Below are 26,446 nucleotides of genomic sequence, written 5' to 3'. Positions count from 1 at the left end.
CCGCGTGACCAGCACTCTCGTCGTCGGGGCCGGGTCGGCCGGGTGCGTGGTCGCGGCCCGGCTCAGCGCCGACCCGGCGCACACGGTCACGGTGCTGGAGGCTGGACCGGTCTGGGCATCGGCCGCTGGGCTGCCTGCCCACCTGCTCGATCCGGGGCATCTTCCGGTCGGCCCGGACTCCGGGGTTGTGTGGCGGTATCCGGGAAACATCGTGCGGGGCAAGCTGATCGGCGGGTCGGGCGCGATCAACGGCAGCTACTTCGTCCGCCCGACCGCCGCCGACTTCGCGGCGTGGAGCGCGGCGGCAGGCAGCGCGCTGTGGTCGTTCGACGCGGTCCTGCCGATATTCGCCGACCTGGAAGCCGACCAAGATTTCGGTACCGCGCCCGGGCATGGTGCAAGCGGCCCGATCCCGGTCCAGCGCAGCACTGATCCGGCGCCGGTCAGCGCGGAGTTCGCCGCCCGCTGCGCGGCACTCGGCCTCGCCGAAATCGCCGATCTCAATGCCGTCCCCTCGGGGCGCGCCGGAGGTTTCGGGCGAGTTCCGCTGGCGGTGGCCGACGGCCGCCGGGCCGGACCCGCGCTCACCCATCTCTATCCCGCACTCGCCCGGCCGAACCTGAACGTCATCGGCGGGACCACGGTGACCCGGCTGCTGCTGCGCGGCGCACGGGTCATCGGCGTGGAGTGGGCTCGGGGGCGCGAGCGCGGCGCGACCTTCGCCGACCGGGTGATCGTCTGCGCGGGCGCGGTGGAATCAGCGGCGCTGCTGATCCGCTCCGGGATCGGCCCCGAGCCGCAGCTGCGCTCGCTCGGTGTTCCGGTCGTGCTGCCCGCGCCGGTCGGCGCGTGGTGCACCGATCATCCGGAGATCGGCATCGAGTACCCGGGACCGGCGCCGGAGTCGGCGACGGTCGCGCTCGAATACGTCCTGGAACTCGACGACCTCGAACTGCGCCCGTATACCCCCATGTTCACGCCGGGCCTGCGCAGGCTCGGCGTCGCCCTGATGTCTCCGGAGTCGACCGGTGAACTGACGCTCGGCTCGGCCGACCCGGATGTACCGGCCCATATCGACCAGGGTTATCTGCGCGGCGCCCGCGATCGTGACCGGCTCCGCGCCGGGGTCGAGGTCGCGGCGCGAGTGCTCGGCCTGCCGCTCGGCACCGTCGACGACACCTGGCTGCGCGCGCATCTGGGGACGTCCCAGCATCTTTCGGGTACCTGCCGGATGGGCCCCGCCGGTGACCCGCGCGCCGTTGTCGACGAGTGCGGCCGGGTGCACGGCATCGAGGGCCTCACGGTCGCCGATCTGTCCGTCGTCCCGGTGCCGTTGCACCGTGGTCCGCAGGCCGCGGTAGTGCTGCTGGCGGCATTGATAGCCGATCTACATGCGGTGTGACGAAGTGACATTTGCTACCACAATGTGACCTGCGGGACAAACCCACACTTCTGGCGAAGCGGCTGATAACTGACCGGTACAGTTTGTAGCGGGAAAGAAAGGCAAATGGTCAGCAATCTCGCAGGTGGGCGGCCCCCACGGCAGGCGGCGGAGACGGGCGCACAGCTCGGTGCTCTGGAAGCCTATGCCGCACAGGCCCATGGTTTTCTCAGTGCCGGTGGTGAACAGCTGACCCAGCTGGCCGGCCTGCTGCGTCCGCTCGTACTCGAATCCTGGCTACGCAGTGTGCGTGGCGGAATCGATCCGGCGGACGTTCTCGACGGTCGCGGTCTTCGTGGTGCCGATCTGGCGCGTTACCGGGATGCCCATCCCATCGCCGCGCTGATGCCACTGATCGACAAACTGCTGGTCCAGGACGCGGCGCGCGCCGGACTGATCGTGACGGTCGCCGACCAGTTCGGCCGGGTGCTGTCGGTGCACGGCCATCCGGAGCAGGTCGCCGCCGCCGCCGAGATCGGCGTGCGCGAGGGCGACGATCTCAGCGAACGCCGGATCGGCACGAACGCGGTCGGCCTCGTCGTGCGCACCGGCCGCGCGACCTGGATCCACGGACCCGAACATTTCCTCCATCGCATGCACCAGATCACCGGCGCGGCGGCGCCGGTACACGAGCCGGACGGCCGGTTGATCGGCGTGCTGATGATTGCCGGCGGTATGCGGGTGGCCAAGCCTGAGATCCTCGCTCTGGTGAAAGCGGCGGCCACGGCGGCCGAGATGGATCTCGTCATGCGGGCGATGCGCGCGGGCCGCGGTGGCGCGGCCGCGGAGCCGCAACGCACCGGCGAGGCGGGCGCCGACGCGGGACCGGCCCGGCTCGGGCTCGATGTGCTCGGCCTCGGACAGCCACAGCTGAGTGTGGCGGGGGAGCGGGTGCCGCTCTCCCAACGCCATGCCGAGATCCTGCTCCTGCTCACCGAGCATCCCGAAGGGCTGGGCGCCGATCATCTGGCGCTGCTGCTCGACGACACCGATCTGGACAACGGCACGATCCGCGCGGCGATGTCGCGCTTGCGGTCGGTGGTCGGCGCCACGGTCGTCGGATCGCGTCCATACCGTCTCCGGGTGCATGTCGCAACCGATGTGGAGGCGCTGCGGGCCGCGCTCGACTCCGGTGATATCGAATCCGCATTGCGCTTGTACGCCGGTCCGGTGCTCCCGCGATCCTCGGCTCCCGGCATTTGCGACATCAGGGACGAGCTTCGCGTGCGGCTGCGCACCGCGGTGCTCGCTTCGGCCGATCCCGGCGTGCTGCGCCGGTGGACGGCCGGTCCGGAAGGCCGTGACGACGCCGCCGCATGGGCCGCGTACCGGGCCACCGTCGACCGCGATTCGCCACTGTATGCGCAGATCGAGGCCAAGATCCGGGTGCTCGACCGGCGCCTCGGTGCCGATGCAACGCAGATGCAACGTTTCGGCTCATAGTCTCCGGTTCTGAAAGTGTGACAGCTCACACATCCGGCACGGATGTGGCGTGGCACACACTGATGCCCAGGTCGCGGGCTACCCTCCAAACCGACTGGACGCTTGTTCGGTTTTTTTATCGGAAAAAGTTCCTTTTTATTAACCGACCGCCTAGTGTCTGCAATGCATGGACAGGCAGCCATGTGATGTAAGTGACAACGCCGAGGTGCGAGGTTCGAGCCGCGGCCGCGATGTTGGAGGAACGATCAACAGCTAGGCACCCGCGACGGACACGAACCGTCTGTCGCGCCGACGGCCGACCAGGTCGTCGATCTCGTCCACATGATCTGTCGGGGATCCTGCGCGAGTGTGGCGTCACGCCCACTGCGCTCATGCCGAATTTCTCGGTCTCACGGAGTACTCAGGTGTCTTCGTGCTGCCCGAAAAACGTTCGGTCTGCTGTTTTTTCGCGATTCGAGGAGGCTCTGGTGCACGGTACGGAGTTGGGTGGGTTCAGCGCGCGACCACAGGAAGCGGAGACCGCGTCGGCGCCGTTCCCGCTGACCCCCGCCCAGCTGGGTGTCTGGTACGCGCAGCTGCTCGATCCCGATGTCCCGATCACCATCGCCCAGTACGTCGACATCACCGGTGAGCTGGATGCCGCTGTGCTGCAACAGGTCACGGCCGAGGCGGCGCACGCCTACGGTTCCCCGCTGGTGCGCATCGGCGAATCCGACGGCGTCCCGTACCAGGTCGTCGACCACGCCATCCCGGTCGAGACCGAGCTGCCGCTGATCGATCTGCGCCACCACGACGACCCGGTCGCCGCCGCGCACGAGTGGATGCGCGCGGAATTCGGCGCCCCGATCGACCTGCTCACCGACCGGCTGGTGGCGGGCGCGGTGCTGCGGGTCGGCGAGGCGCGCTGGTTCTGGTACCTGCGCGGACACCACATCGTGCTCGACGGCTACGGCGCCTTCACCAACTCCCAGCGCATCGCCGAGCTCTACACCGCGCGCATGCTCGGCACCCCGGCACGCGAGGTCGTGCCGGGTGACCTGGCCGAACTCGTCGAGGGTGAACAGCGCTACCGCGAGAGCACCCGGTTCGCGGGCGATCGCGAACACTGGGCCGAGCGCATCGCGGGCCTGGACAGCCCGACCGGGCTCGACACCCGCACCGCCCCGCGCGCCGCGATCAACCTGGTGACCGGCGGCCGGCTGTCGGAAAAGCTCGTCGACCGGCTGGAAACCATTGCCGCCAGCGATGATTCGACCATCTCGGCCGTGCTGCTCGCCGCCTTCGCCGCCTACCTCGGCCGGCTCACCGACCGCCCGGACGCGGTGCTGAGCCTGCCCGTCACCGCCCGCACCACCGCGGTGATGCGCCGCTCGGCGGGCATGCTGTCCAATATCGTGCCGCTGCGCCTGCCCACCGGCGCCGCGGGCGCCGGCACCACCTGGGGTGAGCTGCTGCGCGCGGCGCGGGTGGAAGTGGCCGGTGCGCTGCGTCATCAGCGCTACCGCGCCGAGGACATCCGCCGCGACGCCGAGGACGACGGCCGCCCCGCCCGGCGCGCGCTGTTCGGCCCGCTCGCCAACTTCATGCTCTTCCGCAGCGACCTCACCCTCGGCACCACCACCGGCCGCTACCGGGTGCTGTCCACCGGCCCGATCGAGGACCTGAGCCTCAACGTCTACTACGGCGACCGCGATCGCGTGCACGTCGACTTCGAGGCCAACCCCAACCTCTACGACGCCGACACGCTGGCCCGCCACCACAGCCGGTTCCTCGGTTTCCTCGAGCGCCTCTCGGCCGCCGACCTGGACACCTCGATCGCCGCCGTCGAAGTGGCGACCGAGCTGGAACTGGAGGTCAGCACCAAGATCTGGAACGCGACCACCTTCGACGTCGAAGCCGCGCTGGCCGAGCGCGCGGTGGCCGCGACGACGTTGCCCGCGCTGTTCGAGGCCCAGGTCGCCCGCACGCCCGACGCCGTCGCGGTCCGGATGGCCGGCGACGACGCGACCATGACCTACCGCGAGCTGGCCCAGCGGGTCAACCGGCTGGCCCGGCGGCTGCGCGCCGACGGTATCGGCCCGGAATCGCTGGTGGCGCTGAGCATTCGGCGTTCGCCCGACCTGGTCGTCGCGATGTACGCGGTACTCGCCGCCGGCGCGGCCTACGTGCCGATCGACCCGGATCATCCGGCCGAGCGCATCGCGCACATCCTCGGCACCGCCGCACCGGCCGCCGTCCTCACCACCACCCGCGACGGTGCGCCCGGCGCCGACGCGCTACCGGTGCTCGCCGTCGACGCCCTCGATCTCACCGGCTACGCCGACACCCCGCTGACCGATGCCGAGCGCACAGCGCCGCTGCGCCCCGGTCACCCGGCCTACGTCATCTTCACCTCCGGCTCCACCGGTCTGCCCAAGGGTGTGGCGGTCGAGCACGCCGCGATCGTCAACCGGCTGGTGTGGATGCAGCACACCTACCGGCTGCACGGCATCGACGTGGTGCTGCAGAAGACCCCGACGACATTCGACGTCTCGGTGTGGGAGTTCTGCTGGCCCTTGCAGATCGGCGCGACCCTGCTGCTCGCCGAACCGGACGGTCACCGCGATCCCGGTTACCTGCGTAAGGTGATCGCCGAACACGGCGTCACGGTCGCGCATTTCGTACCATCGATGCTGGAAGCCTTTCTCGCCCAGCAGGAAATCGCCGAGCGCACGTCGCTGCGACTGGTCTTCGCCTCGGGCGAGGCACTGCCCGCTGCACTGGCGCAGCGGCTGCGGCTGCTCACCGGAGCGCGGCTGCACAATCTCTACGGCCCGACCGAAGCCGCCGTCGATGTCACCTTCCACGAGGTGAACGACGCCGACCGGGTCACGGTGCCGATCGGCGCGCCGGTGTTCAACACCCGGCTCCATGTTCTCGACTCGCGGCTGCGGCCGGTACCGGTCGGGGCTCCGGGTGAGCTGTATCTGTCGGGGGTACAGCTCGCCCGGGGCTATGTCGGACGTCCCGAGCTCACCTCGGGGCGCTTCGTCGCCGACCTGACCGCGCCGGGCGCGCGCATGTACCGCACCGGTGACCTGGTGCGATGGACGACCAACGGTGAACTGGAATACCTGGGCCGCACCGATTTCCAGGTGAAGCTGCGCGGTCTGCGGATCGAGCTCGGCGAGATCGAGGCCGTGCTCGAAGGCGTCGATGGCGCGGTGCGCGCGGTGGTCGTGGTCCGCAGCGATGCGGGCGTCGGCGAACAGCTCGTCGCCTATGTCGTGGAAGCCGAGCCGGGCACGGTCGCGGTCGAGCAGCTGCGGGAGGCGGCGCTGCGCGCGCTGCCCGGGTACATGGTGCCCGCCGCGTTCGTGCTGCTCGACGCGCTGCCGGTGAACGCCTCCGGCAAGCTGGACCGCAAGGCCCTGCCCGCGCCAGCCCGCATCGTCGTCGCCTACGCCGAGCCGGTCGGTCCGGTGGAGCAGACGGTGGCCAGGGTGTTCGGCGAGGTCCTCGGGCTCGACCGGATCGGCCGCGACGACGACTTCTTCGCGCTGGGTGGCAACAGCCTGGTCGCGACCCAGGTGGCCGCCCGGCTCGGCGCCGACCTCGGCTGCCGGCTCGGCGTGCGCGATCTGTTCGGCGCGACCACTCCCGCCCGGCTGGCCGCCGCGATCGCCGAGCGCGCCGACGCCGGGATCTCTGCCCAGCTGCCGGTGCTCGCGGCGCGTCCGCGTCCCGCGATGATCCCGCTCTCGCCCGCGCAGCAGCGGATCTGGTTCCTCAATCGATTCGATCCGTCGGCGCCCGGCTACAACATGCCGTTCGTGGTCCGGCTGCGTGGCACCGCGAATCTGTCCGCGCTCGTCGACGCGCTGACCGCCGTCGTCGGACGGCACGAGGCGCTGCGCACCGTGTTCCCCCCGGTGGCTGCGCCCGGCGGCGAGGTCGCCGAGCAGGTCGTGCGCGACGCCGGGATCGTGCGGATCGGTGAGCCGACCACGGTCGCCGCCGCCGACCTGGACGCCGAACTCGCCCGATTCGCCTGCGCCGGTTTCGATCTCGAACGCGAAGCGCCGTTCCGCGCGCACATCTTCGTCGTCGCGGACGAACCGTACGAGTGCGCGCTGGCGGTCGTCCTGCATCACATCGCGGCCGACGGTGTTTCGCTGCAGGTACTCGTGCGCGATGTGCTCACCGCCTACCAGGCCGCCGCCGCGGGCATCGAGCCCGGCTGGGCGCCGCTGAGCGTGCAGTACGCCGACTACGCCTTGTGGCAGCGCGAACTGCTCGGTGCCGAGGCCGATCCACAGTCGCTGGCCGCGCGCGAAATCGCTTTCTGGGAACGGACTCTGGCGGGTTTGCCTGATCAGCTGGAACTCCCGTCGGCGCGGTCGCGTCCGGTCGAGCCGAGCATGCGCGGCGCCCGGACCGGCTTCACCATCGGCGCCGGCCTGCACCGGCAGCTGTCCGAGCTGGCCAACCAGGCGGGCGCGTCGCTGTTCATGGTGCTGCACACGGCGCTGGCCGTGCTGCTGGCCAGGCTCGGCGGCACCACCGACATCGCGATCGGTACCGGCGTCGCGGGCCGCGGCGACCGGGCGATCGACGATCTGATCGGCATGTTCGTCAACACCCTCGTGCTGCGCACCGAGGTCGACCCGGCCGCGAGCTTCACCGCGGCACTGGAACACACCCGCGAGACCGACCTGGCCGCGTTCGCGCACGCCACGGTCCCGTTCGACCGGCTGGTCGACGTGGTGAATCCGGCCCGTTCGCAGGCCCGTCACCCGCTGTTCCAGGTGGCGCTGAACTTCCAGGCCGTACTCGACACCAGCTTCGAGCTCGGCGGAACCCCGGTGGCGGTGCACGAGATCGAGCTCGACATCACCAAGTTCGACCTGCAGATCACCCTCGCCGAACGCCGCGGTGCCGCAGGCGAACCCGCGGGTATCGAGGCCGTCGCCCTCTACGCCACCGACCTGTTCGACGACGCCGAGATCATCGACCTCGGGGCGCGTTTCGTGCGCCTGCTCGGCGCGGCCGTGTCCGCGCCCGAGACGCCGGTCGGCGATCTGCCGCTGCTGTCGGCGGCCGAACAGGCCCGTCTCACCGGCATGCGCGGCGCACCCGTCACCGCCACCGGTCTGCTCCCCGACCTCCTCGCCGCCGCCGTCGCGGCGGACCAGGATCGGGTCGCGGTCACCGACGGGGACCGCAGCCTCACCTACCGGGAACTCGATCGGACGTCCTCGCGTCTGGCGCGGGTGCTTATCGATGGGGGCGTCGGCCCCGATGACATTGTCGCGGTCGGGATTCCGCGTTCGGTCGAATCGGTGCTGGCCGTGTGGGCGATCGCCAAGGCCGGCGCCGCCTGGCTGCCGGTCGACCCGAGCTACCCGCTCGACCGGATCACCCATATGGTCACCGATTCCGGTGCGCGCGTGGGTCTTACAGTGTCCGCGGCGCAGTCAGCGCTGCCCGGCCCCACCGACTGGCTGGTCCTCGACGAGCTGAAGCTGATGGCCGACTGCGCCGCCCGCTCCAGCGCTCCGGTCACCGACGCCGACCGGGTGCGCCCGCTGCGCGCCCAGCATCTGGCCTACGTCATCTACACCTCCGGTTCCACCGGTCTGCCCAAGGGCGTGCTGGTGACCCATGCCGGTATCGCCGGATTCGCCGCCGAGGAGACCGACCGCATGTTCGGCACCCCCGACGCGCGGGTGCTGCAGGTGGGTTCGCCGTCGTTCGACATCTCCGTGATGGAGCTGCTGCTCGCGGTGAACTCCGCCGCCACCCTGGTGATCGCGCCGATGGGCCGCCACGTGGGCGCCGACCTTGCGCAACTGCTGGCCGAGGAGCAGGTCACCCACGCCCTGATGACCCCGTCGGGTCTGGCGGTGCTCGACCCCGCACAGCTCGACGACCTGCGCATGGTGATGGTCGGTGGCGAGGCCTGCCCGCCCGGCCTGGTCGCCCGCTGGACCGAGGGCACCGTGCCCCGCGCGTTCGTCAACGCCTACGGCCCCTCCGAGACGACGGTCGCCACCAATATCAGCGCCCCGCTGTCCGCGCACGCGCCGCTGACCCTCGGCACCCCGCTGCGCGGCATCGCCCAGTGGGTCCTCGACGACCGGCTGCGGCCGGTCCCCGCCGGTGTACCAGGCGAGCTATACGTCGCGGGCGCGCAGGTGGCCCGCGGCTACCGCAGCCGCGCAGCCCTCACCGCGGGCCGCTTCGTCGCCTGCCCGTGGGAGCCGGGCGCACGCATGTACCGCACCGGTGACCTGGTCCGCTGGACCGCCGAAGGCACCCTGGAGTACCTGGGCCGCAACGACGACCAGGTGAAGCTCCGCGGCTTCCGCATCGAACTGGGCGAGATCGAAGCCGCCCTGCTCGCGCATCCGTCGGTGCGCCAGGCGGTCGTGGTGGTGCGCGCCGACGCGCACCGTGGTGACCAGCTGGTCGCCTACCTGGTGCCTGCCAACGCTGACGCCGTCTGGCGGGGTGCCTCCGATGCGCGAGAAGTACTGAGGGGCAATGGAATCGGGGACGTCGTGAACGCGGTTTCGTCGCACGAGGCCGTGGCGCCGGACGTGGTCGGCGCCGAGGCGGGCGCTATTGCGTCGCACGACCGCGGGTCGGCCGGAGTCGATGCCGAAGTGGACTCTGTCGTGTCGCGTGAGGGTGTGGAGCCGCCCGGCATTGGTATCGAGGCGGTCGCGCCACGCGAGATTGTGGAGACGATCGAGGTCGATGTAGTGGTGATCGAGGCCGCACTGCGTGGCTTGCTCGCCGCGCACATGGTGCCGTCCGCGTTCGTGGTGATCGATGCCCTGCCGCTCACCCCGGGCGGAAAGCTCGACCGCCGTGCGCTGCCCGAGCCGGTGTTCGCCGCTCGTGCGTTCCGTGCGCCCGCGACGGGTGCGGAGACCGTGGTGGCGCGGGTGTTCGGCGAGGTGCTCGGTGTGGAGCAGGTCGGCGCCGATGACGACTTCTTCGCCCTCGGCGGCAACTCGCTGGTCGCCACTCAGGTGGTCGCGCGCCTCGGCGCCGCGCTCGGTGTGACGGTGTCGCTCAAGGTGCTGTTCGAGGCGCCGACGGTCACCGCGCTCGCCGCCGGCCTCGGTGCGGGCGAGTCGGCACAGGCCGGCCTGCCGCTGGTGGCGGGGGAACGGCCGCAACGGATTCCGCTGTCCTACGCGCAGCAGCGCATGTGGTTCCTCAACCAGTTCGACGCGGATTCGGTGGCCGACAATATCGCCGCCGCCATCCGCCTGACCGGTGCGCTCGACCACGCCGCCATGACCGCCGCGGTCGCCGCGGTGTTCGCCCGCCACGAGGCGCTGCGCACCCGCTACCCGTCCGTCGACGGCATCCCCTTCCAGCAGGTGCTCGCCGCCGGGCAGCTGACGATCACGCTCGAGCCCGAAACCATCGACCCGGCCACGCTCGATGACCGGATTCGCGCCGTCGCCGCGGTGCCCTTCGCGGTCGACCAGGAACCGCCGGTGCGCCTGCATCTGCTGCGCACCGCCGCCGACGAGCACGTCCTGGTCCTGGTGCTGCACCACATCGCCGCCGACGGCTGGTCGGTCGCCCCGCTCACCCGCGACGTGATGGTGGCCTACGCCGCCCACCTCGCGGGCACCGCGCCGCGATGGACCCCGCTGCCGGTGCAGTACGCCGACTTCGCCCTCTGGCAGCGCGCCGCACTCGGCGCCGAGGACGATCCCGATTCACCCATGGCGCGCCAGATCGATTTCTGGACAACCGAACTCGCCGAGCTGCCCGACCTGCTCGCCCTGCCCGCCGATCGTCCGCGCCCCGCGGTCGCCTCGGGCCGCGGCGCCCGCCACACCTTCGCCGTGCCCGCCACGATCACCGACCGGCTGCGCGCGCTCGCCGCCGACACCAAGGCCTCGCTGTTCATGGTGCTGCATGCCGCCTTCGCCACCACGCTGGCGAAACTGTCCGGGCAGCATGATATTTCGATCGGTACACCGGTGGCGGGCCGTGGCGATCAGGCACTCGACGAGCTCGTCGGTATGTTCGTCAACACCCTCGTGCTGCGTACCCAGGTCAGCCCCGGCGCCACCTTCGCCGAGCTCGTCGGCACCGTCCGCGACGGTGACCTGCGCGCCCTGGCCAACACCGACGTCACCTTCGACCGGCTCGTCGAGGCGCTCAACCCCGAGCGCTCCACCGCCAGGCACCCGCTGTTCCAGGTGATGCTCGACTTCCAGAACAACACCAAGACCGAACTCGAACTGGCGGGCCTCACCGCCGCCGAGATCGAGATCGACACCTACACAGCCAAATTCGACCTCCAGCTGACTTTGCGCGAGACAACCGACGGCCTGCTCGCCCGCTTCGAGTACGCCACCGACCTCTTCGACGCGCAAACCATCACAGATTTCGGTACCCGCCTGCTGCGGGTGCTGGACACGGTGACCGCCGATCCCAGCGTCGTGATCGGCGACATCGACCTCCTCGCCGCCGCGGAGCGCACCCGCATCCTCGACACCTGGAACGCCACCGAGTACCCGGTCGACGAGTCCATGACGCTGGTCTCGCTGTTCGCGGCCCAGGCAGCGCGCACGCCGGGCGCGATCGCGGTGACCTGCGAGGACGAATCGCTCAGCTACGCCGACTTCACCGCGCGGGTCAACCGCCTCGCGCGCCTGCTGATCTCGATCGGCGTCCGGCCGGACCGTACCGTGGCCATCGGCATGTACCGCTCCACGGACCTGGTCGTCGCCATGTACGCGGTGCTCGCCGCGGGCGGCGCCTACGTGCCGCTGGACCCGGAGCACCCGGCCGAACGCCTCGCGAACGTCATCGACGCGGCGGACCCGGTCTGCGTGCTCACCCGCTCGATCGACGAACTCGACCTGCCCGCGACGGCTTCGATTCCCGTGCTCGAGTTCGAGCAGCTCGACACCGCCGGCTACCCGGCCGAGCCGGTCACCGACGCCGACCGCCTCGCCACCCTGACACCGGCGAACGCCGCCTACCTGATCTTCACCTCCGGCTCGACCGGCAAGCCCAAGGGTGTCGTCGTCTCGCACGCCGCGATCGTCAACCGCCTGGTGTGGATGCAGGACGCCTACCGCCTCACCGCCGCCGACACCGTGCTGCAGAAGACCCCGGCGACCTTCGACGTCTCGGTGTGGGAGTTCTTCTGGCCCTTGCAGATCGGCGCCCGGCTGGTGCTGGCCCGGCCCGACGGTCATCGCGACCCGGCCTACCTGGCCGACCTGATCGACGCCGAGTCGGTCACTGTCGCCCACTTCGTGCCGTCGATGCTGTCGGTGTTCGTCGCCGCTCTCGGCGCGTCCTCGACCGCACTCGCCGACGACGCGAGCGCTGGCGGCGCCTCGGCGAGTGCGCTCCCCGGGGACGTGACCGGGACGGCGACCGGACGGTGCGCGTCGCTGCGGATGGTGTTCGCCTCGGGTGAGGCGCTAGCGCCCGCACCCGCCCAGCTGTTGCGCCGCCTCACCGGTGCGGCTGTGCACAACCTGTACGGCCCCACCGAGGCCGCGGTCGACGTCACCTTCCACGAGGTCGTCGATGCCGATGTCGTCACGGTGCCGATCGGTGAGCCCGTCCACAACACCCGCGTCTACGTGCTCGACGAGCGGCTGCGGCCGGTCCCGGTGGGCGTCCCCGGTGAGCTCTACCTCGCCGGCGCCCAGCTCGCCCGTGGGTACGCGGGTCGCGCGGACCTGACCGCCGACCGTTTCGTCGCCGACCCGTTCGCGGTGTCTGGTGCGGGGACTCCCGAGAGCCCCGCGGTCGGCTCGTCCGAACCCGTCGGTCGCCCCGCGGCGGGCTCGCGCATGTACCGCACCGGTGACCTGGTCGCCTGGACCGCCGATGGCGAGCTGGAGTACTTGGGCCGCACCGACTTCCAGGTGAAACTGCGCGGTCTGCGGATCGAGCTCGGCGAGATCGAGGCCGCGCTGGCAGACCTGGCAGAGGTCGCGCAGGCGGCGGTTCTCGTCCGCGACGACCTGCTGGTGGCCTATCTGGTCGCGGCGACGGACATCGACACCGATGCGGTGAAGGCCGCTCTCACCCGCACGCTGCCCACCTACATGGTCCCCGCGGCGTTCGTCGAACTCGACGCCTTCCCGCTCAACGCCTCCGGCAAGCTCGCCCGCTCGGCACTGCCAGAGCCGGTTTTCGAGGCCGCCGTGTTCCGCGCCCCCGTCACCGAGGTGGAGCGGATCGTGGCGACCACATTCGCCACCGTGCTAGGTTTCCCCGCCGACCGGGAAGTCGGCCTCGACGACGACTTCTTCGCCCTCGGCGGCAACTCGCTCAATGCCACCCAGGTGGCGGCCCGCCTCGGCGCCGTCCTCGACACCCAGGTGCCCGTGCGACTGCTGTTCGACGCACCGACCGTGGCAGCCATGGCCGAACGGTGCGTCGCGCTGCGCGGCACCGGTCGACGCCTCCCGCTCACCACTCGCGAACGCCCACAGCGGATTCCGCTGTCGGCGGCACAGCGCCGGATGTGGTTCCTGAACCGCTACCTCGCCGATGCCGACGGCCCCGGCGACGCCGTCGACAACATCCCGGTCGCCCTGCGCCTGTCCGGTGAGCTCGACATCCCGGCGCTCGAAGCGGCCATCGCCGACGTGGTCGACCGGCACGAAACCCTGCGCACCAGCTACCCGGACGGCCCGGACGGCGCCGAGCAGCTGATCGCCGGCACCGCACGCCTCGTCCTGCGGCCGGAGCCGATCACCGAGGCCGAGCTGCCCGAGCGCCTGTTGTCCTGCGCCGCGATCAGATTCGACCTCGCCACCGAAATCCCTTTCCGCGCAGCTCTGTTCGCCGTGGCTGACGAGCACGTCCTCGTGCTGGTGGTCCACCACATCGCCGCCGACGGCTTCTCACTCGGCCCACTGGCCGCCGACCTGATGACCGCCTACGCCGCCCGCCGCGAGGGCACCGCCCCCGCGTGGTCGCCGCTGCCGATCCACTACGCCGACTACGCGCTCTGGCAGGACGAGAACCTCGGCGAGGCAACCGATCCCACCTCCCTCGCACACACCCAGCTGGCGTTCTGGCGCCGCGGCCTGGCCGGTCTCCCGGAGCAGCTGGAACTGCCGACCGACCGCCCCCGCCCCGCCGAGTCCAGCTTCCGTGGCGGCGTGCACCGGTTCCAGATCGACTCCGATCTGCACAGCGAACTGCGTGAACTGGCCCGCAAGCACGAGGCCACCCTGTTCAGCACCGTGCACGCGGCGCTGGCGGTGCTGCTGGCCAGGCTCTCCGGCGGCAGCGACATCGCCATCGGCACCCCCGTCGCCGGTCGTGGTGAGGCGGCGCTCGACGGGCTGATCGGCATGTTCGTCAACACCCTCGTGCTGCGCAGCCAGATCGACCAGCGCGCCGAATTCGAGACCACCCTCGACGCCGTGCGCGCAGGCGACCTCGACGCGATCTCCCACGCCGACATCCCCTTCGAACAGATCGTCGACGCGGTGGACCCGGCCCGCTCCCGCAACCGGCACCCGCTGTTCCAGGTGGCGCTGGTCCTGCAGAACTTCACCGTGCCCGCGCTCGAGGCGGCCGGGCTGAAGGTCGCGCCCGTCGACTTCGACGCCGCGGTCGCCAAGTTCGACCTGCAGTTCACCGTCCGCGAATCCGACGACGTCGACGGCCGTGCCGACGGCATGGCCATCGAAATCGCCTACGCCGCCGACCTGTTCGACGCGGGCAGCATCGCGGTGCTGGCCCGCCGGTTCACCCAGGTGCTGGCCGCCGTCGTCGCCGACCCGACCGTCGTCGTCGGTGACATCCAGCTGCTCAGCGCCGAGGAACAGCAGCGCACCCTGCACGACTGGGCCACCACCGGCAGCTCGGTGGCCTCGGACACCGAGACCATGCTGGACCGGTTCGCGCACGTCGCCGCGGCCGACCCGCATGCCGTCGCGGTGAAGGCGGGTCGCGACACCCTCACCTACGGTGAGCTCGACGCCTGGTCCAACCGTCTGGCCCGGCGGCTCGCCGGAGCAGGCGTCGGTCCGGAAACACTGGTGGCCGTTGCCCTTCCGCGTTCGGTGGAACTGGCCGTCGCGCTGCTCGCCGTGCTCAAGGCGGGCGGCGGCTACCTGCCGATCGACCCGAACTACCCGGCCGACCGCATCGAGTACGTCCTCGACGACGCCCGTCCGCTGTGCGCGATCGCCACCGTCGGCACCGGACTGGCCCGCGATTGGTTCGGCGGCCCGGTACTCGACCCCGCCGCCGACACCCTGAGCGGCCACTCGGCCGCACCGCTGACCGACGCGGATCGCCGCGCGCCGCTGACCTCGGCGAACACCGCTTACGTCATCTACACTTCCGGCTCAACCGGCCGCCCCAAGGGCGTGGTGATTCCGCACGCGAACGTGCTCGCACTGCTGGACAACAGCGCCAGGCACTTCGGCTTCGGCCCGTCGGACGTGTGGACGATGTTCCACTCCTACGCCTTCGACTTCTCGGTCTGGGAACTGTGGGGCGCGCTGCTGACCGGCGGCTCGGTGGTCCTGGTCGACTACTTCACCTCGCGCTCGCCCGAGCAGTTCCGTGAGCTGCTGCTCGCCGAGCGGGTGACCGTGCTCAACCAGACCCCGTCGGCGTTCTACCAGCTCATCGGCGCCGAGCTGGCCGCCCAGCCCGCCGACTACGCGCTGCGCACGGTGATCTTCGGTGGCGAGGCGCTGGAACCGCAGCGGTTGGCGGGCTGGTTCGCCCGCTACCAGCGCTCGCCGCGTCTGGTGAACATGTACGGCATCACCGAGACCACGGTGCACGCCTCCTATCGGGAGATCACCCCGGACACCGGTTCGGCCAGCGTGATCGGCAGTGCTCTCGCGGGACTGACCGTGCGCCTGCTGGATTCGCGCCTGCGTCCCGTTCCGGTCGGGGTGCCCGGCGAAATCTATGTCTCCGGAGCGCAATTGGCGCGCGGCTACCTGGCTCGTCCCGCGCTGACCGCGAGCCGGTTCGTCGCCGACGCGTACGGCGCGCCGGGCAGCCTGGCCTACCGCTCCGGTGATCTGGCGCGCTGGACCGCCTTCGGCGATCTCGAGTACCTGGGCCGGGCGGACCAGCAGGTCAACCTGCGCGGTTTCCGCGTCGAGCTCGGTGAGATCGAAGCCGCGCTGCTGCACAGCTCGGTGGCTCCGCGTGAGGTCGCGGTGCTGGTGCGCACCGACCTGGTCGACGAGCCCCGGATCGTGGCCTACCTGGTCGCCGGCCCGGGCACCGGGCGTATCGACGCCGCCGCCATCCGCCAGGAACTGGCCCGCACGCTGCCCGAGCACATGCTCCCGGCCGCCGTCGTGCCCGTCGAGCGCATTCCGCTGACCGTCAACGGCAAGCTGGACCGGGCCGCGCTGCCCGCACCGGTCTTCGAGACCACCGTCTACCGCAAGCCGGCCACGGTGACCGAGGAGATCATCGCCGCGGTCTACGCCGAGGTACTCGGCCGCACCGCCGCCGACGACCAGCCCATCGGCGCCGACGACGACTTCTTCGCCCTCGGCGGCAGCTCGCTGCTCGCGGCGAAGGCGGTCGCCAGGATCGGCGCCGCGCTGGACCGCCGGGTCGGCGTGCGAACCCTGTTCGAGACGCCGCGCGTCGCTGAGCTGGCCGCGTCCGTGGACGCGCAGGCGAAGGTCGACCGCCCCGCACTGGTCGGCCGGGCCCGCCCCGAGCTGCTGCCGCTCTCGCCCGCGCAGCAGCGCATGTGGTTCCTGAACCGCTTCGACCGCGCCTCGGTGGCCTATAACATCCCGTTCGCGCTGCGCCTTTCCGGTGATCTCGATGTCGCCGCGCTGCAAGCCGCAGTGGGCGATCTGGTCGCCCGCCACGAATCACTGCGGACCGTCTACCCGGAATTCGACGGCGCGCCGGTGCAGTCGATCATGACTGCCGCACAGGCGGTTCCGTCACTCGCGCCGATCACGGTCACCGCGGCCGAGCTGTCCGGCGCGATCGGCGACCTGGCGGCGACCACCTTCGACGTCACCGCCGAGATCCCGGTCCGGATGTGCTTGTTCCAGGTGGGCGCTGTATCCGGTGATGCGGGGTCACGCTCCGCCACTGCCACCTCCGGACCTGGTGGGACCATCGCGGGCGAATTCGTGCTCGCCGCCGTCCTGCACCACATCGCCGCTGACGGCTCTTCGATTGCCCCGTTCGTCGCCGATTTGATGCGCGCCTACACCGCGCGCCTCGCCGACACCGCCCCCTGCTGGGCGCCCCCGGCGGTGCAGTTCGCCGACTACGCGCTGTGGCAGCGCGAGCTGCTCGGTGACGAATCCGACCCGGAATCCGTTGCCGCCCAGCAGGTCGGCTACTGGAAGAACCAGCTGGTCGGGCTGCCCGATCAGCTGACCCTGCCGACCGACCGGCCCCGCCCGGCCCGGCAGAGCCTGCGCGGCGACAAGGTGAATTTCACCGTCGACGCCGATCTGCACGCCGCGCTCGTCGCCCTCGGCCGTAGCGCGGGTGCCACGCTGTTCATGGTGGTGCACGCGGCCTTCGCCGCCCTGCTGGCACGCCTTTCGGGTACGGCGGACATCGCCGTCGGCACCCCCAACGCCGGCCGTGGCGAAGCCGAGCTCGACGAGGTCATCGGCATGTTCGTCAACACCTTGGTGCTGCGCACCCAGGTCGCGGCCGACGCGCCTTTCACCGACCTGCTCGGCGCCGCCCGCGCCGCCGACATCGCCGCCTTCTCCCACGCGGATGTGCCGTTCGAGCGACTGGTCGAACTCCTCAACCCGGCCCGCTCCACCGCCCGGCACCCGCTGTTCCAGGTCGGCTACTCGTTCCAGAACCACGAGCGCGGTCAGCTCGAGCTGCCGGGGCTGACCGTCTCGGACATCGAATTCGATTCCGGCGTAGCCCAATTCGACCTGCACCTGTTCGCGCTCGATCACTACACCGCCGACGGCGCACCCGCCGGTATCGAGATGGCGCTGGGCTACGCGTCTGATCTCTTCGACGCCGGCACCGCCGAACGGTTCGCCGATCAGCTGCGCCGGGTGCTCGAATCCGTCACCGCCGCACCGGAAACCGTCGTCGGCGATCTCGATCTGCTCGGCGCCGACCGCACCTTGGTGCTCGGCACCTGGAACGCCACCGCGCACCCGGTCGAGCGGACCACCCTGGCCGACCTCGGCGCCCGCCAGGCCGCCGCCACCCCCGATGCGCTCGCGCTGGTGGACGGCGAAACCGGCGAATCGCTCGACTACGCCGCCTTCGACGCGCGCGTCAACCGGATCGCCCGGCTGCTGATCGCCGAGGGCGTCGGCCCGGAACGCACCGTCGTGCTGGCCATGCGGCGCGGGCTCGACCTCGTGATCGCCATGCACGCCGTCGTGCGGGCGGGCGGCGCCTACGTGCCGATCGACCCCGATCACCCGGTCGACCGTATCGCCTACATCGTGTCCACCGCGGCCCCGCTGTGCGTCCTCACCACCGCGGCCGACGGTCTGCCACTCGTCGTCGATGTGCCGGTCTTCGAACTGGACCACCGGGCGCTGCAAGCACTCTCGGACCACCCGGTCACCGATGCCGAACGCACCGCGTCCCTGCGCCCCGAGCACCCCGCGTATGTGATCTTCACGTCCGGTTCGACCGGCCTGCCCAAGGGCGTCACCGTGCCGCACGCCGCGATCGTCAACCAGCTGGCCTGGCTACACGACCGCTTCACCATGACCGGCACCGACCGCGTCCTGCTGAAGACCCCCGCCACCTTCGACCTGTCGGTATGGGAATTCTGGTCCCCGCTGACCTCCGGCGGCGCCCTGATCGTCACCCGTCCCGGCGACGAACGCGACCCGGATCGCCTCCGCGCCACCATGACCCGCCACGGCGTCACGGTCCTGCACGCGGTGCCGTCGCTGGTCGGCATGCTGCTGGCCACCGAAGCCGGACTTCCGGACTCCCTACGTGCCGTCCTCGCTATCGGCGAAGCACTGCCCGCCACCACCGCCGCCCAGTTCCGCGCCACCGGCACCGCGGCCAGCCTGCACAACCTGTACGGGCCGACCGAGGCGGCAGTGTCCATCACCGAATACGAAGTGGCACAGGACCCCACGCACGCGATTCCGATCGGCACCCCGGCCTGGAACAGCGACCTCTACGTCCTCGACGCCCGCCTTCGCCCGGTACCCATCGGCGTCGCGGGTGAGCTCTACCTGGCCGGTGACCAGCTGGCGCGCGGCTATCACGGCCGCCAGGCCCTCACCGCCGATCGCTTCGTCGCCAACCCGTTCGGGGCTCCTGCACCTGGCGCCGTATCTGCCGATGCCGAGCCTGCCCACGGTTCGCGGATGTATCGCACCGGCGACATCGTCCGCTGGCGTGCCGATGGCACCCTCGAGTACCTGGAGCGTGCCGACTTCCAGGTGAAGATCGGTGGGTTCCGGATCGAGCTGGGCGAGGTCGAGACTGCCTTGCTGCGCTGCGCCGACGTTCGCGCCGCGGTCGCGATCGCCAAGACCGACGAACGGGCCGGTTCGCGCCTGATCGCCTACGCCGCTGTCACCGATCTGACGCCCGGTGACGAGCCGGCGATCGCGGCCCGGCTGCGGGGCGAACTCGCCGCCGAGCTCCCCGCGTACATGGTGCCCGCCGTGCTGGTCGTGCTCGACGCGTTGCCGCTCAATGCCAATGGCAAGGTGGACCGGGCTCGGCTGCCCGAACCGGAGTTCACCGAGGCGGCCTTCCGTGCGCCGGTCACCGCGACCGAACAGCTGGTCGCGCAGACCTTCGCCGAGGTGATCGGCTGCGCGAGCGCAGGGCTGGACGACGACTTCTTCGCCCTCGGCGGCAACTCGCTGATGGCGACCCGCCTTGCGGCGCGGCTCGGCGTAGCGCTGGGTGCGCAGGTGCCGGTGGCCGCGGTGTTCGACGCACCGACCGTGGCCGCGCTGGCCGAACGGCTCGGCAGCATCGACCGCTCGGTCGCCCGTCCGCCGCTGACCCGGCGCACCGGTGACGGTCCCGCGGTGCTCTCGCCCGCGCAACAGCGCATGTGGGTGCTGCACCAGCTCTCGCCCCAGTCGGCGGCCTACCACATCCCGGCCGCCATCCGGCTCACCGGCGACCTCGACCTGCCCGCCCTGCAATCGGCGGTCGGCGACCTGCTTGCCCGCCACGACACCCTGCGCACCCGCTACCCCGACACCGCTGCGGGCCCGGTCCAGCAGGTGATGCCCGCCTGGTCCGCAGCGGTCGAACTGACCCCGATCCCGGTCTCGCCCGCCGATGTCGAGGCCAGGATCGCCGCCCTGGTCGCGCAGCCGTTCGACATCACCGCCGCACCGCCGGTCCGGGTAGCGCTCTATGGCCTCGGCGCAGCGTCCGAGGGCGCCACTCCCGAGGACTCTGCGTGGTCACGCTCCGCTGCGACCGGTCGTGGTGCGGGCGACTACGTCCTCGTCGTCGTGGTGCACCACATCAGCGCCGACGGCTATTCCATCGCCCCGCTCACCCGGGACCTGGTGCGCGCCTACGTCGACCGCACCGAAGGACGCGAACCCGGCTGGGCGCCACTGGAAATCCAGTACAGCGACTTCAGCGCCTGGCAGCACGAGCTGCTCGGCGCCGACAGCGACCCGGACAGCGTGCTCGCCCAGCAGCTGACCTACTGGACCCGCGAACTGGCCGGTGCGCCCGAACTCCTCACGCTGCCCACCGACCGGCCCCGGGCCACCCGGCGCGAGATGCGCGGCGCCGCAGAGCGGTTCGAGGTCGATGCCGAGCTCACCCGCCGACTCGACGAGGTCGCCCGCGCCAACGGCACCACCCTGTTCACGCTGGTGCACAGCGCCCTTGCGGTGCTGCTGGCCAAACAGTCCGGCAGCGCCGACATCACCATCGGCGCGCCGGTGGCAGGCCGCGGCGCCCGCGAACTCGACGACCTGGTCGGCATGTTCGTCAACACCGTCGTCCTGCGCACGGAAGTGGACACGCGAGCGCCGTTCACCGACCTGCTCGCCCAGGCCAGGCGGCGTGACCTCGCCGCCATCGCGCACGCCGACGTCCCGTTCGAACAGGTCGTCGATGCCATGGGCCGGACCCGCTCGGGCGCCTACACCCCGCTGTTCCAGGTGATGCTCACCTTCCAGAACATGCCACCGGGCGGCATCGAACTACCCGGCCTGCACGTCCAGACCCTGGACCCAGGACTAGGCGAAGCCAAGTTCGACCTGCACCTGACCGCCCTGCAGCGCTACGACGCCGACGGTGCGCTGAACGGTCTCGACGTGCACTTCGGCTACGCCACAGATCTTTTCGACGCATCCACCATCCGGGTACTGGCCGAACGGTTCCGCAAGGTCCTCGCGGCCGTCGCGGCCGACCCGGCCGTGGTGGTGCGGGCGATCGACGTGCGCACCGACGCGGAGCAGACACCGCGTCCCCGCACCTACACCGTTGCCGATCTGCCGGGCCTCGTCGGCTCGGCGGCCCGGCTCGCGCCGGCGACCGTGGCATTCGCCCACGGCGAGCACGCCATCTCGTTCGCAGCGCTCGACGCCAAGCTCACCGCGGTGAGCAAGGCGATGGGCGCCGCGATGAAACCCGAAGCGCTGGTGAACGTCGCGCTGGCCGGGCTGGTGCCCGGCGTGCTCGCCGCACTCGGCGCGTCCGGACTCACCACCACTTTGCAAACACTGGTGACCGATGCCGCCGCGGTGATCGCCGGGTCGGGGTCGGCTGACGACACGGAAGGACAACTCTGATGTCGCACACGGATTCGGTCACGGCCGCTGTCTCGATCGACGCGCTGCTGCGTGACCCCGAGGACGAGCGCAGGCGTGACCCGGCGACGCTGCTCGCCGCTTTCACCACCCAGCTCCGCCACGATCCCGACGCTGTCGCGGTGCGTGACGGGCAGACCGAGCTCAGTTACGGCGAGCTCGGCGAGCGGGTCGACGCGCTGGCGGCCTGCCTGGCCGCACGCGGCGTCGGACCGGAGACCACCGTCGCGGTGTCGCTGCCGCGCTCGGCCGAGCTGGTCGTCGCCGTGCACGCGGTGATCGCAGCGGGCGGCGCGTTCGTCCTGCTCGACCCGGGTGCCCCCGCCGACGAGCGGCAGCGCACGGTGTCGCTGGCGGCGCCCGTTCTGATGATCACCGCGCCGGGCACACCCCCGTCGAACGGTGTCCCGGCGCTGGCGATCGATACCGAACCCGTCGGTGACATCGCGGCCGACGAGCTGCCGGGGCCGGGGGCCGACAATTCGGCCTACCTCGTTGTCGATGTGGCGGCGGCGAGCGCGGTCGTCGTCGGACACCGCGCCGCACAGGCCAATTCGGTGTGGCGGCAACGGCTCTGCGGTGTCGGCCCCGGTGACACCGTGCTCTGGCACGCGCCACTGACCGGTCAGGCGTCCGTGGGGGAGATGCTGCTCGCCCTGCAGACCGGCGCCACCCTCGTCCTCCCGACGAGCGGCTCCCTTGCCCGGTCGATCTCCGAGACCGGAGCCACCGCGGCCTGTTTCGATCCCGATCAGCTCGCCGCACTCGCCGCACTGCCCGATGCCGAAGAGCGCCTCGATTCCCTGCGCGTCGTGCTCAGTTGCGGCGCACCACTGCCCGCCAAGACCGCCGCCGCCCTACGCGCCGTGAGCGGCGCGACGCTGTGGCACGTCTACGGCAGGCCCGAGACCGCGGGCGAGGTCGTGGCACACGAGGTCACCGGCGCCGACCTCGAGGTGGTGCCGCTCGGCTCGGCCGCCGACGATGTCGAACTGCTGATCCTCGACGAGCACCTGTGCCCGGTCCCCGACGGCGAGGTCGGCGAACTCTACGTCTCCGGTGTGCAATTGGCGCGCGGCTACCTCGGCAGGCAGGCCACCGCGGCCACTTTCCTCGCCAATCCGATCGGCCCGGTCGACGACCGGATGTTCGCCACCGGCGACCTCGTGCGCCGCAGGCCGCCGGGTGACGGCTGGACCGCGGAACTCGAGTTCGTCGGCCGCGTCGACGACCGTGACCAGCTCGGCTCCGAGGCGCCGCGCCTTGGCGGGCTCCCCGGCGAGCTGCTGCTCGACGAATTCGAAGCGCAGGCCGCCGCGACCCCTTTCGACCCGGCGGTCGTGTACACCCCGAGCACGGGTGACCCGGCCTCGATCATCACCTACGGCGACCTGGACCGGCGCACCAACCAGCTGGCCCGGCACCTGACCGCGCTCGGCATCGGCCCGGAAGCGCCGGTGCTCGTGGATGTTCCGCGCTCGGTGGAGTTGATCGTCGCGATGTACGCCGTCCTCAAAGCGGGCGGCGCCGTCGTGCCCGTCGACACCACGACGGCTGTCTTACCACCGGTCGCCAACCCCGCACTCGTGCTGACCGTGCGCGACCGCGATCACAGTGCGCTGTACGACATTCCGGCCGTCGTCGTCGACGAGGTGCCGCTCGCCGACTACTCCGACGAACCGATCACCCGCGCCGAACGCCGCGCGCCGGTGTTGCCGGAGCATCCCGCGTTCATGCTGTATCCGCACGGCGCGACCCAGGGCATCACGATCAGTCACATCGCCGCGGTGCACCGGCTGACCGGCGTCCAGGGTCGTCACGCCTTCACCAACCGCGACGTCTACCTGCATCAGGCGGCCATCGGCGAGGTCACCGAATGGCACGGCTCTGTGCTGCCGTTGCGGGTCGGCGCGACCGTCGTCCTCACCGAACCACCCGATCCGGTCCGGTTAGCCGGCCTGGTCGCCGACTACGGCGTGACCGCGGCCGACTTCACCCCGCAGCGCCTGGCCGCCTTCACCGAGCACGTCCACCGGGCGGGCCTGCGCGCCGAGATCGCCTCGCTGCGCAGCGTCGTCGTCCTCGGTGCGCCGCTCACCGCGGCCGAGGTCCGTGCCTTCGGCGCGGTGGCGGGCGCCCGGCTGCACCACGACTACGGCCGGGCCGAGGCCACCGTCACCCTCACCTATCCGGCCGCACCGCGCACCGACATCCCCGAGCCGCCCGCCGTGCGGGTCCGCGAATGGAACCGCCGCGTCTACGTGCTGGACCCGCGCCTGCGGCCGACGAGCCCCGGCGTCGCGGGCGAGCTGTACCTGTCCGGCGCGCAACTGGCCCGCGGATATCGCGACGACCCGGTGGCGACCGCCGATCGGTTCGTGTCCAACCCGTTCGGTATCCCCGGGGAACGCATGTTCCGCACCGGCGAGCTGGCGCGCTGGGAAATCGACGGCACCACAGCGGCATTGGTCCGCCTCGGGACTGTGGGTTCGGTGCGAACCGGTGCACTGGAATCGTTCCCGGTTCGCGGCGCGAGCATGCGAGCCCGGATCGGTGCCGGGATCGGCGCGCGGATCGCCGAATTGTCCCGCAGGCACGCGGTCCCGCCGTTCGCGGTGGTCCGGGCCGCGATGACGGTCATGCTCGCCTGGCAGGCAGGCTCCGCCGTCGCGGGCGCCACCACCCTCTCCGAAATACTCTGTGCCGAACCCGATCCCATGGTCGCCTCGGCCACCGCAGCCACCAGTGAGTCGTGTGCCGCCACCGGCCCGCTGGGCGAGGTGACACTGAGCTACCTCGACACCGGCACCTTCGGCGTCCCCGGCCTCGAACTCACCGCGCTGCGCTTCGACGGTTCGACCGTCGCCGACGGCGTGCACTTCATCGTCGCGGCCAACCCCGACCCCGACGGCAATCTCGGCCTCGAAATCGAATACAGCACAGACCGTTTCGACGACCGCACCGCCGCAACCCTGCTTCGCCGCTTCTCCCGCGCACTCGGCCTGCTCACCGCCGCCCCCGACACCCCGAGCGACTCCTTCGACCTCAGCACCCCCGCCGAAAGGAAGATCCCATGAGCAACCCCTTCGACGACGAGAACGCCCAGTTCTACGTCCTGGTCAACGCCGAAGGCGAACACTCCCTCTGGCCCACCTTCGCCGCCGTCCCCGGCGGCTGGACCGTAGCCTTCGGCGCCGCCACCCGCACCTCCTGCCTCCAGTACGTCGAATCCCACTGGCTCGACATGCGCCCCAACTCCCTCATCGCCGCCATGGCCAACGAAGGCTGATCCGCGCTTCAGTCCGCGCGGGTCATCGGCGGTGGCTGCCAGGTGCCGTCGATGGCTGCTTCTTTCGGGGCGTAGAGGCGCAGGGTGAGGGAGAAGTCGCCGGTGGGTGGGATGGGGAGCCAGTTTCCGGTGGGGACGCGGGGTCGTGGGTCCTCGTATTGGATGGCGATGTCGATCGAGCCGTCGGGTGCGGCCACGGGTGGGGGGACGTGGCCTACGGCGTAGATCGCGTTCGGGTTGGGGACCAGGAAGCCCTGGGGGTCGTAGGCGGTGAGGGAGGCGAAGGCCGCTACCGGTGGCCATTGGTCGCGGGCGAAGCGGATGCGATAGCGCAGGGGACGGCCCTGGTCGTCGGTGGCGGGGGCGGACCAGAGCGTGGCGTAGAGGACGTTGCGGATCGGGGCGACGCCAGGGGAGCGCATCGCGACCGCCGCGCGGCGCAGGTAGTCGATGCCGTAGGCGCCCAGGTCGATCGGGATTTCCCAGCCGTTGACGTGCCGGGCGGTGGGGTCGCGCCAGTCGACGATCCGGCGATTCGCCTGGCGCACGGCCTCGTCGAGCACGTCGACGGGCTGACCGTCGACGGTGCCACCCGGCCGTACCCCGATCGCGGCGATCTCCCCCATCAGTGGGGCGTCGGCGGGTGCGGGCGGTGTGGTCAGCAGGAGCCGGCACAGGCGATTGAGGTAGGTGCGGCCGTCCATTGCCGCGATCCGCTTCACCGGCGGTTCCGGCCCGCGATAGATCGGCTGGAAGCGGCTCACGGTGCTGTCGAATTCGCCGCGTTGCCAGGCACTCAACGGGATCAGCTTGATCTGCTGCTGAAGGCCGTTCACCCGGGGCGCGTCTCCCGGCCCGTTGATCTGGATGCGGCCCACGATCGTCGACATCACCGCGGGCATGGACAAACGGGTGGTGTTCGCGGGCACCGTTCCCGACCACCCCGGTCCGGTGATGACATAGGTGTAGGGCGGCCCTTTGCTGTCGGCGGAGGTGCGTGGATCTTGGCTGGTCAGATCGTGCACGGTGTTGGCCCACCCGTCGAGCACCTGGAACAGCCAGAACCGGCCGGGTTCCATCTCCGGTATCTGCAGCACCAGCGGCTCGTCGGCGAGGTTGAGCCAGGCCTGCGAATAGACCATGTCGTGGCTGAGCCGGGCGATGCGCGTGTCCGGATCGGGCAGCCCGCTGTGATCGACGGTGTTCGTCGGCCCGCTCGCCGCCCGCAACATGTCCAGCATGATCATCGGATAGCCGAAGATGTAGGCGTCGATGGCGAGCGCGAGAACGTCCGGCGGCCCGGTGGTCCGCCTCGGACCCCGCTCCGGCTCGTCACCGCCGCAACCGGGCAGCGCCGCGGCCATCACACCCGCAGCGCCGAGCCCGAGCAGCCCACGCCTGCTCAGTCCGCCGTATTCACCCGCGAGACCATCCATCCACTCTCCGTTCGAGCGTATCGACAGCCACCATAAATCGCTTCCGCCCCGTTCCACCTCACCCGCAGCG

General features: G+C 71.0%; 6 protein-coding genes. 5 read left to right on the top strand and 1 reads right to left on the bottom strand.

Features of this window, described 5'->3' with window-relative positions; genetic code table 11:
* Positions 1 to 4: 4 nt before the first annotated feature.
* The 5 genes from mftG (at position 5) to ACWF82_RS10815 (ending at position 24,940) form a co-directional block, all read left to right on the top strand.
* Positions 5 to 1,402, top strand: a complete 1,398-nt coding sequence (gene mftG, locus ACWF82_RS10835) for a mycofactocin dehydrogenase MftG (protein ID WP_452500131.1) — start codon at positions 5 to 7, stop codon at positions 1,400 to 1,402.
* Positions 1,403 to 1,507: 105 nt separating this feature from the next.
* Positions 1,508 to 2,884: a GAF domain-containing protein gene (locus ACWF82_RS10830; RefSeq protein ID WP_452500129.1), complete on the top strand. Its 1,377-nt coding sequence runs from the start codon at positions 1,508 to 1,510 to the stop codon at positions 2,882 to 2,884.
* A gap of 467 nt (positions 2,885 to 3,351) precedes the next feature.
* Positions 3,352 to 21,633, top strand: coding sequence for a non-ribosomal peptide synthase/polyketide synthase (locus ACWF82_RS10825; protein WP_452500127.1), 18,282 nt, complete (start codon positions 3,352 to 3,354; stop codon positions 21,631 to 21,633).
* A complete protein-coding gene (locus ACWF82_RS10820; RefSeq protein ID WP_452500125.1) occupies positions 21,633 to 24,728 on the top strand; it encodes an AMP-binding protein in 3,096 nt (1,031 codons plus the stop codon). Before ACWF82_RS10825 ends, ACWF82_RS10820 begins: the two co-directional genes overlap by 1 nt.
* Positions 24,725 to 24,940 carry an MbtH family protein gene (locus ACWF82_RS10815; protein ID WP_218719668.1) on the top strand — a complete coding sequence of 72 codons (216 nt, stop codon included), beginning with the start codon at positions 24,725 to 24,727 and terminating at the stop codon, positions 24,938 to 24,940. The genes ACWF82_RS10820 and ACWF82_RS10815 overlap by 4 nt, the downstream gene beginning before the upstream one ends.
* Positions 24,941 to 24,948: 8 nt before the next feature.
* Here the strand turns inward: ACWF82_RS10815 and ACWF82_RS10810 are convergent, their stop codons facing one another.
* Positions 24,949 to 26,376, bottom strand: a complete 1,428-nt coding sequence (locus tag ACWF82_RS10810) for a DUF1254 domain-containing protein (protein WP_452500123.1) — start codon at positions 26,374 to 26,376, stop codon at positions 24,949 to 24,951.
* Positions 26,377 to 26,446 lie beyond the last annotated feature (70 nt).

Source organism: Nocardia sp. NPDC055053 (genome assembly GCF_053608285.1).
The sequence above is the reverse complement of the archived record's forward strand: the minus strand, read 5'-3'. Positions and strand labels throughout refer to the sequence as shown.

Bases quoted from the DNA above. Each gene is read 5' to 3' on its own strand.
- ACWF82_RS10830 (WP_452500129.1), top strand. From the start codon at position 1,508: ATGGTCAGCAATCTCGCAGGTGGGCGGCCCCCACGGCAGGCGGCGGAG.
- ACWF82_RS10820 (WP_452500125.1), top strand. From the start codon at position 21,633: ATGTCGCACACGGATTCGGTCACGGCCGCTGTCTCGATCGACGCGCTG.
- ACWF82_RS10815 (WP_218719668.1), top strand. From the start codon at position 24,725: ATGAGCAACCCCTTCGACGACGAGAACGCCCAGTTCTACGTCCTGGTC.
- ACWF82_RS10810 (WP_452500123.1), bottom strand. From the start codon at position 26,376: ATGGATGGTCTCGCGGGTGAATACGGCGGACTGAGCAGGCGTGGGCTG.